This window comes from Mesorhizobium sp. M6A.T.Cr.TU.017.01.1.1 (assembly GCF_004023115.1).
GTDB classification, from domain to species: Bacteria; Pseudomonadota; Alphaproteobacteria; order Rhizobiales; family Rhizobiaceae; genus Mesorhizobium; species Mesorhizobium mediterraneum.
Genome location: NZ_RZTA01000015.1, coordinates 1 through 13,098, shown reverse-complemented (window position 1 = coordinate 13,098; position 13,098 = coordinate 1). Strand labels below are relative to the sequence as shown.

Genomic DNA, 13,098 nt, shown 5'->3' with positions numbered 1-13,098 from the left:
ATTGGCAGCGGTAAAAACCATGAGCTGCTGTGATTGGCCGTTGTGCTCTGACATGGCAGTATGCGTTGAGGCGGTTGTCTGCGTATAAGCTTGGGTCATGATCCTCATCGGCCAATATGACTCGCCCTTCGTCCGTCGCGTTGGCATTGCGCTGACCCTGTACAACCTGCCGTTTGAACATCGTCCCTGGTCGACCTTCGGCGATGCGGACAAGATCAGGCCCTACAATCCGCTGACGCGCGTGCCAACCCTGGTGCTGGACAATGGCGAGGTGCTGATCGAGAGCCACGCCATGCTGGACCATCTGGATGGTCTCGTAGCGGCCGAGCACAGGATGTTTCCGACCGACGAGCCGGCGCGCCGCCAAGCGCTGAAGATAGCCGCTTTGGCAACCGGGCTGGGCGACAAGGCGGTTAGCCTGTTCTACGAGAGGCTGCTGCACGAGCCGATCTCCGACCTCTGGGTTGAGCGCTGCCGCAAGCAGATAGAAGGCGTGATGGCTGTACTGGAAGCCGATCGCAGCACAAGGCCTGAAACCTACTGGTTCGGCGATCGGATCGGCCATGCCGACATCGCGGTTGCCGCCGCGCTCCGCTTCCTTGGCGAGGCACATCCCGGCCTGGCTTCGCTCACCGCGTTTCCGGCGCTCGCCGCCCATGCCGCGCGGCTGGAAGCGCTGCCGGTCTTCAGGACGGTGAGCCAGCCGTTCATCCCGCCGGCCTGACTTCGACTTCCGGGATACTGCCGCTGTTAGTGCATGTCGCCCAAAAGTGCGCAGCGGTTTTGGGATAACGACATGCATAAAAACAAAGGCTTAAAGCGCGTCGATTGAATCCGTTTCAACGCGACGCGCTTTAGAGCATTTGCAGCCAAACGTCTTCGTTTGGCGTCCGACAAAATGCGTCAAACAAGACCTGGAGCGCGGTTTTGGTTCCACCAAAGCGCTCTAGTGCAGCACCAGCATGTCGCCCGACGAGAAGGAAATCTCGGCCTTCTCACCGACGGCGGGCGGCGGGGCGGCCGGGCTGTTGAACGTGTCGAGCGACACCGTGCTGCCGCCGATGCCGACGCGAACCCGGATGACCGAGCCGAGGAAATGGACTTCGGCGATCTCGCCCGAAAGGCTGGAATCGCGGCCGGGATGGCGGCCGAGCGAAATTGCCTCGGGCCTCAGCGCCAGGGATAGCTTGTCGCCGGTCTTCGAACCGTTGAGCTTGCCCTTGAGCGCGACCTCCTGCGTGTTGACGCGCACCTTGCCCGAAGCGGCATCGGTGACGGTGCCTTCGAGCACGTTCAGCGTGCCGACGAAATTGGCGACGAACTTGGTCGCCGGCCGGTTGTAGATCTCGAACGGCGTGCCGACCTGCTCGGCCTTGCCGCTATACATGACTGCGATGCGATCGGAGATCGACAGCGCCTCTTCCTGGTCGTGCGTGACGAAGATCGTGGTGATGCCTAACCTCTTCTGGATCGAGCGGATTTCCTCGCGCAGCGACACGCGCACCTTGGCGTCGAGCGCCGACAACGGCTCGTCGAGCAGCAGGAGCTTCGGCTTCGGCGCGATCGCCCGCGCCAGCGCGATACGCTGCTGCTGGCCACCGGAGAGCTGATAGGGATAGCGATCGCCCATCTGCGGCAGCTTGATGAGGTCGAGCATCTCGGCAACGCGCCTGTCAGCATCGGCCTTTGGCATGCCCGCGACCTTCAGTCCGAAGCCGATGTTCTGCGCCACCGTCAGGTTCGGAAACAGCGCATAGGCCTGGAACACCATGCCGACATTGCGCTGGTTGGGCTTGAGCCGGGTGATATCCTTGCCGGCCACGACGATCTTGCCGGCGCTCGGCTCCTCGAAGCCGGCGACCATGCGCAGCACCGTCGTCTTGCCGCAGCCCGATGGCCCGAGGAAGGAGACGAATTCGCCCGGCTCGACGTCGAGGTTAAAATCCTGGACCACGGTGGTGGGGCCGAAGGATTTTCGCACATGCTGGATGGAGAGGAATGGCTCGGCCATGGTTTTTTTCTTTCGGTCAGTACTTTTCGATCAGTTTGGCCGGTTCGCCGATCGCGGCGCAAAACGCGACAGGATCTGGATCAGCGACATGCACGCCCAGGTAATGGCGAAGGCAATGATGGCAAGTGCCGCCGGCTCATAGGCGCGATTGGCGCCGATGTTCTGCAGGTAGGGACCGAAGGCCGGCCGATTGAGCAGGCTGGCCATGGTGAATTCGCCGAGGACGATGGCGAAGGTAAGGAAGGCGCCCGACAATACCGCGATCAGCACATTGGGCAGAATGACGCGGGTGATGATCGTGCCCCAGCCGGCGCCGAGGATCTGCGCCGCCTCCGTCAGCGTGCGCACGTCGATGGTGCGAAGCCCGGTGTCGACGGCGCGGTACATATAGGGCAGCGCCAGCGTCGCATAGCCGATGACCAGCAAGGCGTTGGTGCCCGTATCGCTCGCCAGGAACGGCAGCGGCGAGTTCGATCCGTACATTCTGATGTAGCCGAAGACGATGACGATCGCCGGGATGACCAGCGGCAGCAGCGTGATGAACTCGACGACCGGCCTCAGTTGCGGCAGCCGCAGCCGGATCCAGTAGGCGGTGGGCACGACGATCAGCACGCCGAGGATGATGGTGAAGACGGCGGCAAGCACCGAATAGCCGAAAGTCGCCTGGAAGCGGGGGTCGCCAAGCACGACCTCGTAGGCATCGAAGGAATAGACGCCGCGCCGCATGCGCATCGAGAATTCCACGGTTGCAATCAGCGGAATGAAGAAATAGGCCGCGCCCAGCGCGAAGACGACCCAGGCCCAGAAACGTCCGCTCTTCATTTGAGCCACCTTTCGCTGCGCGTCCGGAACCAGATGTAGAAGACGTTGGCGAGGCCGGTGATGACGATCATGCCAAAGGCAATGGCATAGCCGAGATGCGGGTTGTGCAGCACGTCGCCGCGGATCTGCGCGTAGAGCACGATGGGAATGATGTTGAGCGACGAGCCGGTCAGCGCATAGGCGGTGGCGATGGCGCCGAAGGCATTGGCAAACAGCAGGATGACGGTGCCGAGAAAACTCGGCCAGATCACCGGGATGACGACCATGCGCCAGTATTGCGCGGTGGTGGCGCCAAGCGTCGCGGCCGCCTCGCCCCATTCCTTCTTCAGTCCGTCGATCGCCGGTGTGATGATGACCACCATCAGCGGGATCTGGAAATAGACATAGGTCAACGTCAGGCCCCAGAACGACAGGATGTTGAAGCCGTGGGCGTAGATGTTGAAGCCGAACACGGTGTTCAGGATCACCGTCGCGAGGCCGAGCCGGCCGAGCGTGGCGAGGAAGGCAAAGGCCAGCGGCACGCCGGCGAAATTCGAAGCCACGCCGGAAAAGGTCAGCGTCGCCGAGCGTATCCAGTTCGGCAGGCCGCCGCGCACGATGGCAATGGCAATGGCCAGACCGGCAAATGCGCCGATGAGCGACGAAGCAAGGCTGATCTTGATCGAGATCCAGTAGGCGGCAAGGATGCTGGGCAGCTTGCAGTTTCCGTCGACCCAGGAAATCCAGGAATCATATTGGCACTGCATGTAGTTCGACAAATTGGGTGGGTCGAAGATACCGACGATGTTGTCGAAGGTGAATGCGCCGGCATCGTTCTGGAACGCGCCCAGCACCAGATAGAGCGTGGGCAGGACCAGGAACATGATGGCGAAGATGAAGAACGGCGCCACGCCCAGCCATTGCGTCGGCAGCCGAAACGCGCGCGCCTCGCTGGGCGGCGCCGTCTTCCCGGCAATCGCGTGATCGGAAAGCGAGAGATCGGTCATGCGCCGGCTACCGTCTTATCGCATCGGCCCGAAAATCGAACTCGATTTTCGGAAAGCACGATGCGAAAATTTGAGTTCTAGAGCGTACTTTGTGCGTCCAAGTGGACGCACGTCGCTCTAGTGGAATGCCGGGCGGCAGTGAAGCCGCCCGGCGGTTTTCAACCTTACTGAACGTTGGCGCCGACGACGGCGTCCCAGTTCTTGGTGATGGCTTCCTTGGCCTTGCCCTGCTCGTCGAGCGTCGGGAACACCGCGGCCTCATAAGATGCGGCCGGCGGCAGCTTGGCCAGCACGTCCTCCGGGATCTTGCCGTTCTTGGCGAGATCGTTGAAGCGGATCGGGTGGCAGTAGCCCTTCAGCCAGCCAATCTGGCCTTCGTCGGAATAGAGATATTCCAGCCAGAGCTTGGCAGCGTTCGGATGCGGCGCGTAGGCGCTGATCGCCTGCACGTAGACACCGGCGACGACACCGGTCTTCGGCACGACGACGTCGACCGGCGGATTGCCTTTCAGCGTGTCGCGGCCGGCAAGCGCATTGTAGTCCCAGTTGATCAGGATCGGTGTCTGACCCTGTGCAAGCGTCGCCGGCTTGCCGATGACCGGCACGAAATTGCCGGCGGCGTTGAGCTTCTTGAAGAACTCGAGGCCGGCAGTACCTGCGGCTTCACCGGCCGCGGCGCCGCTCGAAAGGCCGGCGGCGTAGACCGCCTGGATGGCCTGGTTCGAGGCGCGTGGATCGCCGGCGAGCGCGACGGCGTTGGCATATTCCGGCTTCAGGAGATCGGCCCAATCGGCCGGCACTTCCTTGACCAGATCCTTGTTCACCATCATCGCCAGCACGCCGTAATAGTCGCCGGTCCAGTAGCCTTCGGCATCCTTGGCGCTGTCGGGGATCGAGTCCCAGGTCGACACCTTGTAGGGCATCAGCAGGCCGTCGGCTTTGGCGGTGGGGCCGAAGGACAGGCCGACGTCGATGACGTCGGGCGCCTGCGGGCCCTTATTGTCCTTGTTGGCCTTGATCGCCTCGATCTCGTCGCCGGAGCCGGCATCGGGGTTAAGCTCGTTGACGGTGATTTCGGGATATTTCGCCTTGAAGCCGGCGATGACGGCGCCATAGCCGCACCAGTCATGCGGCAGGGCGATTGTGGTGAGCTGGCCTTCCGCCTTGGCAGCGGCAACCAGTTCATCCATGGACTGGGCCGACGAAATGGCAGAGGTCGCCATCAGGGCGACGGCCGTAAGGGAAAGCACTTTTCCCGTGAATTTGAACATGTGTTCTCTCCGTTGAACTGACGCCGTTGGACGCCTGCGATGCGGTATCGTTTTCGTGTGACAGCCAGATGAAAGCTTTGTGAAAGCGATGCCCCGCAGTACGAAAAAGTAAACTCTTTTTAACCGGCTGTAGCAATCGCCCCGCGATTATTTTTCCGGCTAATTAATTTTGGTCTTTCCTTTCATCCTTCTCCCCTTTTCTTTGCCCTCAATTCCCAGATCAATTTTCGGCGTGAAAGCCGTCTCACACTGTGCCGGCGATGGCGTTTTCGAGCAGCGTCAGCGCCGCCTTCCTGGTCAGCTTGACCGGGTTGCCGCCGGCGGTCGGATCGACCACTGCCATGTCGGCGATCAGGCCCTTGCGCTTCTTGTCCATGTCGAGCCCCTTGATCAGGCCCGGCAGCGCGTGCGGCACCTTCAGCTCCTTGCGCAGCTTGATGACCGCCTTGGCGAAACCGTCGAAGCCACCCTTGATGCCGCAATAGGCGGCGAGCCGGGCGATGCGCACCTCGATGGCGTCGCGGTTGAAGGCCAGCACATAAGGCATGAACACGGCGTTGGTCATGCCGTGATGGGTGTCGTAGAGCGCGCCGATCGGATGCGACAGCGAGTGTATGGCGCCCAGCCCCTTCTGGAAGGCGGCTGCACCCATGGCGGCCGCGCTCATCATATGGGCGCGGGCGACGAGATCCTTGCCGTTGGCATAGGCCTTCGGCAGGTTCTCGAAGACCAGCCGCGCGCCTTCGACAGCGATGCCGTCGGCCATCGGATGATAGCCCGGCGCGCAATAGGCCTCGAGGCAGTGGGCGAGCGCGTCCATGCCGGTGCCGGCGGTGATGAAGCCCGGCATGCCGACCGACAGTTCCGGATCGGCGATAACGATCGCCGGCAAAAGTTTCGGATGGAAGATGACCTTCTTGGTGTGGGTCGCCTCATTGGTGATGACGCCGGCGCGGCCGACTTCCGAGCCGGTGCCGGCCGTCGTTGGCACGGCGATGATCGGTGCGATCGCGTCGGAATTAGCGCGCGTCCACCAGTCGCCGATATCCTCGAAATCCCATAACGGCCGCGTCTGGCCGGCCTGAAAGGCGATCAGCTTGCCGAGATCGAGCGCCGAGCCGCCGCCGAAGGCGATGACGCCGTCATGCTTGCCTTTCTTGAACACGGCAATGCCGGCGGTCAGGTTGGAGTCCACCGGGTTCGGCTTGACCTCGGAAAACACGCCATAGGGAACCTTGGCGTCGTCGAGGATCTTCAATGTCGAAGCGACGACCGGAAGCTTGGCCAGCCCCGGATCGGTGACGAAAAGCGGCCGCTTGATGCCGGTCGCATCAAGCACATCAGGCAATTCCTTGATGCGCCCCGCACCGAACCGAACGGTTGTCGGGTAATTCCATTTGGAAATGAGTTTTGTCATTTTTGACTTTCAGAAAATCAGATGGCTTCACGTAGGTGATATGATTTCGGCCTGGTCAGATTGTCGTAGCCGATGGCCGACAGGGCCGCGCCCTTGCCGGTGTCCTTGACGCCGGTCCAGACCAGCGCCGGATCGAGATAGTCGCAGCGGTTCATGAACACCGTGCCGGTCTCGACCCGATCGCCGATGGCCGCCGCATGGTCGGTGTCGCGCGTCCAGATCGAGGCCGTCAACCCGTAGGGGCTGTCGTTCATCAGCGCGATCGCCTCCTCATCGTTGCGCACCTTCATGATGCCGACGATCGGCCCAAAACTCTCCTCGCGCATGACGCTCATCTGGTGGTCGACCCCGGTCAGCACCTCCGGCGCCAGATAGGGCGAGCCAGCCTTGTCGTCGGCCACCTTCATGTTGATGTGCGCCTTGGCACCCTTGCGCAGCGCTTCGGCCTTCTGCTCGCGGATCAGGTCGGCGAAGCGCGCCTGTGCCATCGGCCCCATCGTTGTCGCCTGATCGAGCGGATTGCCGACGACATAGTTCTTGGTTTCGGCGATGAAACCTTCGACAAACTCGTCATAGACCTTCTCGTGGACATAGACGCGCTCGATGCCGCAGCAGCACTGGCCGGAATTGTAGAAGGCGCCATCCACCAGGTTGGCGACGGCATGATCCATCTTGGCATCGGCCAGGACATAGGCCGGGTCCTTGCCGCCGAGCTCGAGGCCGAGCGTCATGAAAGTGCCCGCCGCAGCCTTTTCGATCGCGCGGCCACCGGCAACCGAGCCGGTGAAGTTGACATGATCGATCTTGCCGGAACCGAGCAGTCTTTCGGTCTGGGCGTGGTTCATGACGAGGTTCTGGAACAGGCCTTTTGGCAGGCCGGCCTTGTCGAAAGCCTGCTGAAAGCGTTCGCCGACCAGCAGCGTCTGCGCCGCGTGCTTGAGGATGACGGCACTGCCGGCCATCAGCGCCGGCACGATGGTGTTGACGGCGGTGAGATAGGGATAATTCCACGGCGCGATCACCATGACCACGCCGAGCGGCACCTTCTTCACATAGCGGCGAAACCCGTCCTTGGGATTGGAGGCCATCACCGGCTTCAGTGCCGCTTCGGCGATCTCGACCATGTAGCTGGTGCGTTCCCTGACCCCGCCGAACTCGCCGCCATAGCGCACCGGACGGCCCATCTGCCAAGCGATTTCCGGCACGATCTCGTCAGTCATGGCGACCAGCGCTTCCAGCATGGCCAGCATAAATTTGCCGCGCTCGACGACCGGCGTCTCAGCCCATTTCTCTTGCGCTGCCTTGGCACGCTCGACCGCGGCATTGATCGCCTGATCCGTGGCGATCGGTCGCTCGGCATAGACCGAGCCATCGACAGGGGATTTTATCTTGACCGTTTCGGTCATTCCTTGAGTCCTCGCAGCTTATGACAATCTCGGTTTTGAGCTACCCGCCTCCGCACCAAAGGCTGAACGGCAGCGCTGGCGTAGTTTAGTACCGCTCAAACCCCCTGTGCAGTTCCCAGTCCGTAATGCGGCGGTCGTATTCGAACTGCTCCCAGCGTGCCGTATGGACATAATGTTCGAGCACGCCGTCACCGAACGCCTGCTTCAGCATCTCCGAATTCGCCAGCGTCTCGGTGGCATCGCGCAGGGTTTTGGGAATTTCCGGCAGCTGCGAGGCCTGATAGGCATCGCCGACGAAGGGTTTTTGCAATTCGAGCTTTTCGTCGATGCCGGCAAGGCCGGCCGCGATCAGCGCGGCGAAGGCGAGATAGGGGTTGAGGTCGGCGCCACCGATACGGCATTCCATGCGGATGCCCTTGGTGCCCTCGCCGCACAGGCGGAAACCGGCGGTGCGGTTGTCCTCGCTCCACATGATCTTGGTCGGCGCGAAGGTGCCGGCCTGGAAACGCTTGTAGGAATTGATGTAGGGTGCCAGGAACCAGGTGAATTCCTTGGCGTATTTGAGCTGGCCGGCCGCCCATTGCTGACCGAGCGTCGACAGCGTCCATTCGGCTTGTCTGTCGTAGAAAAGCGGCGTCTTGCCGTCGGCGCTCCACAGCGAATTGTGGATGTGGCTGGAATTGCCGGCAAGCCCATAATTATACTTGGCCATGAACGAAATCGCCTTGCCTTCGGACTCTGCGATTTCCTTGGCGCCGTTCTTCAGGATGACGTGGCGGTCGGCCATGTCGATCGCCTCGGCATAGCGCACATTGATTTCTTCCTGGCCCGGACCCCACTCGCCCTTGGAGTTCTCGATCGGAATGCCGGCTGCTTCCATCTCGTTGCGCAGCCGGCGCATGACGCCTTCTTCCTTGGTGGTGATGCCGATCTGGTAGTCGCCGATATAGGGGGAGGCGGTGTCGAGGCTCTGCCAGTGCTTCTTGCGGGCGGAATCGTAAGTTTCGCTGAACAGATAGAATTCGAGCTCGGAGGCGAAATAGCCGATATAGCCACGCTCGCTCAGCCGCTTGACCTGCTTCTTCAGGATGGCGCGCGGCGAATGCGGCAGGTCGTCATGGGTGTGGTGGTCGAGCACGTCGCAGATCACCAGCGCCGTCTTTTCCAGCCATGGAATGCGCCGCAGCGTCGCCAGGTCCGGCTTCATGACGAAGTCGCCGTAACCCTTCGACCAGCTCGCCGCCTTGTAGCCTGGCACCGGTTCCATATCGATGTCGGCGGCCAAGAGATAGTTGCAGCCATGCGTCTCGTCATGGGCGGACTCGACGAAATACTGTGCCAGGAACCGCTTTCCCGCCAGCCGGCCCTGCATGTCGACAATGCAGGCCAGCACCGTGTCGATCTCGCCGCTGGAGACCGCCTTCTTCAACTGATCGAACGAGAAATTTCCGGCCATTCCTTTGGCACTCCAGTGCTTGTCGTTTAGGGCTTGTCGCCTTGAATATGTGGAAAGCCATGGCCGGCAGGCGCCGGCCATGGCGATGGAGAGGTGTCAGGCGCCGGCTTCGCCTATGGCTACCTCGGCAGCCTTGATCGCTGCCTGACGCTTGGCAATCTGGTCGCCGATCGGCGGGCCCTTGAAGCGGCGGTTCTCAAAGCCGAACCAAAGCACGGCGGTCAGCACGATGAAGCCCAGGGTGATATAGAGCACCTTGTCGTTTGGCGGCTGGATGGCGATGTAGAAGATGATCACCATGCCGATGACCGACAGGATGCAAAACAACTTGAACAGGCCGGCGCCGAGATTCCACGGGCCGGGATTCGGCCATTTCTCCGTTCCGAAAGCCATCATGCCGAGCACGATCGGAATGATGAAGGACAGGAACAGGAACACCAATGTCGAATTGACGACGATGGTATAGATGTTCGTGCCACCGATCGAAATGAACTGGGCAAGAAAGACATAGATGATCTCGAGGACCGCAGCCGTCCAAATCGCATTGACCGGCGTGCGCCAGGCCGGGCTGACCTTGGCTAGCGAGGCCGAGCCGACCGGCATGCCACCGTCACGCGAGAAGGCGAAAAGCATGCGCGAGGCAGAGGTGACCGTTGCGAGACCGCAGAGGAACTGCGCGATCAGGATGGCCAGATAGAGCAGCGTCTTAAGCCACGACGGCAAGATCGCGTCCATCGTCGCGAAGAACACGCCCCAGCCCTGCTTGGCGCCGGCCGCCAGATCGGGGATCGCCAATACGATCGCGCATAGCATCACCCAGCCGATCAGCGATGACCAGAGCACGGACGAAACGATCGCCCGCGGAACCGAGTGCGCTGCCTTCAACGTCTCTTCCGAAGTATGCGCCGACGCGTCATAGCCAGTGATGGTGTAAACCGGCAGTAGCAGGCAGAGCAGGAAGAGATACCCCATGGAATCGGACTGCGGGAAAACGCCGCCGCCTGCATCACCCGAATAGTTCGTGAACGTCCACAACCGTGTGATGTCGATCGCAGGAGCAAACATCAGGCAAGCGACGATCAGCACGGCTGTCGTTGCCAGGATCAGGAAGCCGGAGGCGTCCGTCAGCATAGCCGTCAACTTGATGCCGAAATGGTTGAGCAGCGCCTGCAACACGGTGATGAAGGCGACAAACCCGACGATCTCGCCAGGCGTGCCAGTCATGCCGAAGGCTCCGCCGAAAGTGCCGACGAAGAAGAAAGCAGTGCCGATGTTGATCGCGCCGAGCACCGTAATCAGGCCAAGCAGGTTGAGCCAGGCGGTGAGCCAGCCGGTGAAGCGGTTGCCGAGGATCGACGCCCAGTGATAGAGGCCGCCGGCGGTCGGAAACGCCGAGGCGATCTGCGCCATGGCGAGCGCAAAAAATCCGGAAACGGCGCAGCCGACGATCCAGCCGATGCCGGCGCCTGCGCCGCCGATCGACGACGTGGCTTGCGCGAAGGAGTTGATGCCACCCGACAGGATGCAGATAATCGAAAACGAGATGGCGAAATTCGAGAAGCGGCTCATGCTTCTCGACAGTTCCTGGGCATAGCCCATTCCGTGAAGGACCTTCAGATCCTCCTTCTTGTCGACGTCCGAATAGTCTTGCGCTGACATTTTTGTCCCCTTCTGGTTCTTAGTTGGCCGATTGTGCTGACTTTCCCACTGCGCTTGCTCGGGAGCCCCTGGCCGCCTCGGGCTCCAGATCTAGAAAAATGCCTGTGAGCAGGTCCGCCCATTTTCGCTGCCCGGCCTCGCCGGAGATCTCGTCGTTGCGGATTTCGATCATCGCGCAGGGTAGCCCCCGCGGGCGCGCGTGGCGTTCCAGCGTGAAATAAACGCGGTCGGCCGGCGAATAGGGTTCGTTGACGCCGACTGTGACGCCGGCGAGCCGCCGCAGCGCGGCGATAAGCGGCGCCGCGAGCCGGCGGTCCTCGTCGTGGATGATGCCGATATGCCAAGGCCGGTTCATACCCTTGTAGACCGGGGTGAAGGAATGGATTGAAACCAGCCGCGTCTCGAGCCCGCGCGCCAGCCTTTTGTCGATGATGCTCGCGAGCGTGTCATGGAAGGGTTGCCAGGACAGAGCGATGCGCGCGGCGCGCTGCTTTTCCGACAGGCCAGCATTGCCCGGAATGGCGGTGGTCTCGCTGACCGGCGGCACCAGGTCGGGCGCATCCAGTGGCCGGTTGCAGTCGATGACAAGGCGCGAAATGCGGGTCTCGACCAGCGTCGCGTCGAGCGCCTCGGCCATGCGGTGGGCGACTGGCAGCGCGCCGGGGTCCCAGGCGATGTGGCGGGAAAGCTGCTCGGCAGCAAGGCCGAGCGTTCCGAATTCCGGCGGCAGGAAGTTGGAGGCGTGGTCGCAGGTCAGCACGAATGGGCTCGAACCGCCGGGGTTTGTCACCCTCACGGTTTCAGGCAATGCAAGGCTGGCGGGCCGTGCTGTCTCCATTGTCCTGTCGTCCCCGGGAGCGCTGTATCGTATGTTACGTATTTTACCTCATTGCGTCCCTGCGGATGATTTCATACAGTTTGTCGGGCTTTGTCAAACGCGATTTCGGCAAAGCGGCCAGGGTGGGGAAAAGATGATTTCGAGCATCGCCGAACTGATCTCGGACCGCATCGGCACGATGCCGGCGGGCGAGCGCCGCGCAGCGCAAACGCTGATCGCCAACTATCCGCTGATCGGCCTGAAGACGGTCGCCGAGTTCTCAGCTGTCGCCGGCGTCTCCTCGCCGACGATCCTGCGTTTCGTCGCCCGGCTCGGCTTCCAGAACTACCCGGAATTCCAGTCGGCGCTGCAGGACGAACTGGCGGCGCAATTGCAATCGCCGGCATCGCGGACGCTCAATCCGTCGGCGCTGGGCGGCGGCGCGGTATCGCCGATGCTGGAGGCAACGCTCGACAACATGCGCGAGACGTTCCGGCATCTGTCCGACAAACAGCTTGCCGACATCGTCGCAAAGCTTGCCGACCGGCGCGGCAAGACGTTCCTGATCGGCGGCCGCTTCACCGATCCGCTGGCGCGCTACATGGCCGCCCACCTCGCCATCGTCCAGCCCAACGTCTTTCACCTCGCCGGACAGGAAAGCGTCTGGCGCGACCGGCTGATCGACATGGGCAAGCGCGACGTGCTGGTGATCTTCGACATCAGGCGCTACCAGGACAGCCTGGTCCGCTTTGCCGAGACGGCGCATCAGCGCGGCGTGCAGATCGTGCTGTTCACCGACCAGTGGCTGTCGCCGATCGCCCGCTTCGCCCGCCATGTCATCGCCGGGCGCACCGCCGTGCCCTCGGCCTGGGACTCCTCGGCGGCCCTTTTCGTCGTTGCCGAAACCCTGATTGGCGCCGTCACCCGGCAGCTCGAGGCCGACGGCGCCAAACGCATACGCGAGTTGGAAAGCCTGCGGTAGGGCGACGCGGCCTGAACCTCGCCGACGTTCTCACCCGGATCGTCCACGGCCATGCCAACGGCCTAATCGACGAACTCCTGCCGTGAGCCTACGCCATCGGCTGAAAGCAGGCCGTGGGCTGAGAACCGCGGTTACAAGGCGACCCCGTGCCGGGCCGCAAACGCAAAACGGCCCGCGTGAAGCGGGCCGTTTTTGATTTGGTTGCGGGGACAGGATTTGAACCTGTGACCTTCAGGTTATGAGCCTGACGAGCTACCGGGCTGCTCCACCC

Annotated in this window: 11 protein-coding genes; 2 read left to right on the top strand and 9 right to left on the bottom strand. The window is 62.0% G+C overall.

Going from position 1 to position 13,098, the window contains the following annotated elements; translation table 11 throughout:
• Positions 1 to 97: 97 nt before the first annotated feature.
• On the top strand, positions 98 to 724 hold the full coding sequence (locus EOB36_RS07160; protein WP_128284562.1) for a glutathione S-transferase family protein: 627 nt from the start codon (positions 98 to 100) through the stop codon (positions 722 to 724).
• A 222-nt stretch (positions 725 to 946) separates the two neighbouring features.
• On the opposite strand, the gene EOB36_RS07155 is transcribed toward EOB36_RS07160, so the two are convergent.
• The 9 genes from EOB36_RS07155 to EOB36_RS07115 form a co-directional block, all read right to left on the bottom strand.
• Positions 947 to 2,011, bottom strand: a complete 1,065-nt coding sequence (locus tag EOB36_RS07155; protein WP_095484041.1) for an ABC transporter ATP-binding protein — start codon at positions 2,009 to 2,011, stop codon at positions 947 to 949.
• A 30-nt stretch (positions 2,012 to 2,041) separates the two neighbouring features.
• The gene (locus tag EOB36_RS07150) at positions 2,042 to 2,833 is read right to left on the bottom strand and encodes an ABC transporter permease (RefSeq protein ID WP_095484040.1); all 792 of its coding nucleotides are present in this window, start codon (positions 2,831 to 2,833) and stop codon (positions 2,042 to 2,044) included.
• Positions 2,830 to 3,819 (bottom strand): ABC transporter permease subunit, encoded by a 990-nt coding sequence (locus tag EOB36_RS07145; protein WP_095484039.1) that lies wholly within the window; start codon positions 3,817 to 3,819, stop codon positions 2,830 to 2,832. The genes EOB36_RS07150 and EOB36_RS07145 overlap by 4 nt, the downstream gene beginning before the upstream one ends.
• A 164-nt stretch (positions 3,820 to 3,983) precedes the next feature.
• Complete coding sequence (locus EOB36_RS07140; RefSeq protein ID WP_095484038.1) at positions 3,984 to 5,090, bottom strand: ABC transporter substrate-binding protein; 1,107 nt, start codon at positions 5,088 to 5,090, stop codon at positions 3,984 to 3,986.
• Positions 5,091 to 5,334: 244 nt separating this feature from the next.
• Positions 5,335 to 6,507, bottom strand: coding sequence for an iron-containing alcohol dehydrogenase (locus tag EOB36_RS07135; protein ID WP_128284561.1), 1,173 nt, complete (start codon positions 6,505 to 6,507; stop codon positions 5,335 to 5,337).
• Positions 6,508 to 6,524: 17 nt separating this feature from the next.
• Positions 6,525 to 7,913: an aldehyde dehydrogenase family protein gene (locus tag EOB36_RS07130; RefSeq protein WP_128284560.1), complete on the bottom strand. Its 1,389-nt coding sequence runs from the start codon at positions 7,911 to 7,913 to the stop codon at positions 6,525 to 6,527.
• 85 nt (positions 7,914 to 7,998) lie between these two features.
• Positions 7,999 to 9,369 carry a glutamine synthetase family protein gene (locus tag EOB36_RS07125; RefSeq protein WP_128284559.1) on the bottom strand — a complete coding sequence of 457 codons (1,371 nt, stop codon included), beginning with the start codon at positions 9,367 to 9,369 and terminating at the stop codon, positions 7,999 to 8,001.
• A gap of 96 nt (positions 9,370 to 9,465) precedes the next feature.
• The gene (locus EOB36_RS07120; RefSeq protein ID WP_126105098.1) at positions 9,466 to 11,028 is read right to left on the bottom strand and encodes an amino acid permease; all 1,563 of its coding nucleotides are present in this window, start codon (positions 11,026 to 11,028) and stop codon (positions 9,466 to 9,468) included.
• 19 nt (positions 11,029 to 11,047) lie between these two features.
• Positions 11,048 to 11,866, bottom strand: a complete 819-nt coding sequence (locus tag EOB36_RS07115; RefSeq protein WP_095484033.1) for an N-formylglutamate amidohydrolase — start codon at positions 11,864 to 11,866, stop codon at positions 11,048 to 11,050.
• Between the two features lie 133 nt (positions 11,867 to 11,999).
• On the opposite strand from EOB36_RS07115, the gene EOB36_RS07110 reads away from it, so the two are divergent.
• The gene (locus EOB36_RS07110) at positions 12,000 to 12,827 is read left to right on the top strand and encodes a MurR/RpiR family transcriptional regulator (RefSeq protein WP_127206657.1); all 828 of its coding nucleotides are present in this window, start codon (positions 12,000 to 12,002) and stop codon (positions 12,825 to 12,827) included.
• The last annotated feature ends 271 nt before the right edge of the window (positions 12,828 to 13,098 follow it).

Bases quoted from the DNA above. Each gene is read 5' to 3' on its own strand.
- EOB36_RS07160 (WP_128284562.1), top strand. From the start codon at position 98: ATGATCCTCATCGGCCAATATGACTCGCCCTTCGTCCGTCGCGTTGGC.
- EOB36_RS07155 (WP_095484041.1), bottom strand. From the start codon at position 2,011: ATGGCCGAGCCATTCCTCTCCATCCAGCATGTGCGAAAATCCTTCGGC.
- EOB36_RS07150 (WP_095484040.1), bottom strand. From the start codon at position 2,833: ATGAAGAGCGGACGTTTCTGGGCCTGGGTCGTCTTCGCGCTGGGCGCG.
- EOB36_RS07145 (WP_095484039.1), bottom strand. From the start codon at position 3,819: ATGACCGATCTCTCGCTTTCCGATCACGCGATTGCCGGGAAGACGGCG.
- EOB36_RS07140 (WP_095484038.1), bottom strand. From the start codon at position 5,090: ATGTTCAAATTCACGGGAAAAGTGCTTTCCCTTACGGCCGTCGCCCTG.
- EOB36_RS07135 (WP_128284561.1), bottom strand. From the start codon at position 6,507: ATGACAAAACTCATTTCCAAATGGAATTACCCGACAACCGTTCGGTTC.
- EOB36_RS07130 (WP_128284560.1), bottom strand. From the start codon at position 7,913: ATGACCGAAACGGTCAAGATAAAATCCCCTGTCGATGGCTCGGTCTAT.
- EOB36_RS07125 (WP_128284559.1), bottom strand. From the start codon at position 9,369: ATGGCCGGAAATTTCTCGTTCGATCAGTTGAAGAAGGCGGTCTCCAGC.
- EOB36_RS07120 (WP_126105098.1), bottom strand. From the start codon at position 11,028: ATGTCAGCGCAAGACTATTCGGACGTCGACAAGAAGGAGGATCTGAAG.
- EOB36_RS07115 (WP_095484033.1), bottom strand. From the start codon at position 11,866: ATGGAGACAGCACGGCCCGCCAGCCTTGCATTGCCTGAAACCGTGAGG.
- EOB36_RS07110 (WP_127206657.1), top strand. From the start codon at position 12,000: ATGATTTCGAGCATCGCCGAACTGATCTCGGACCGCATCGGCACGATG.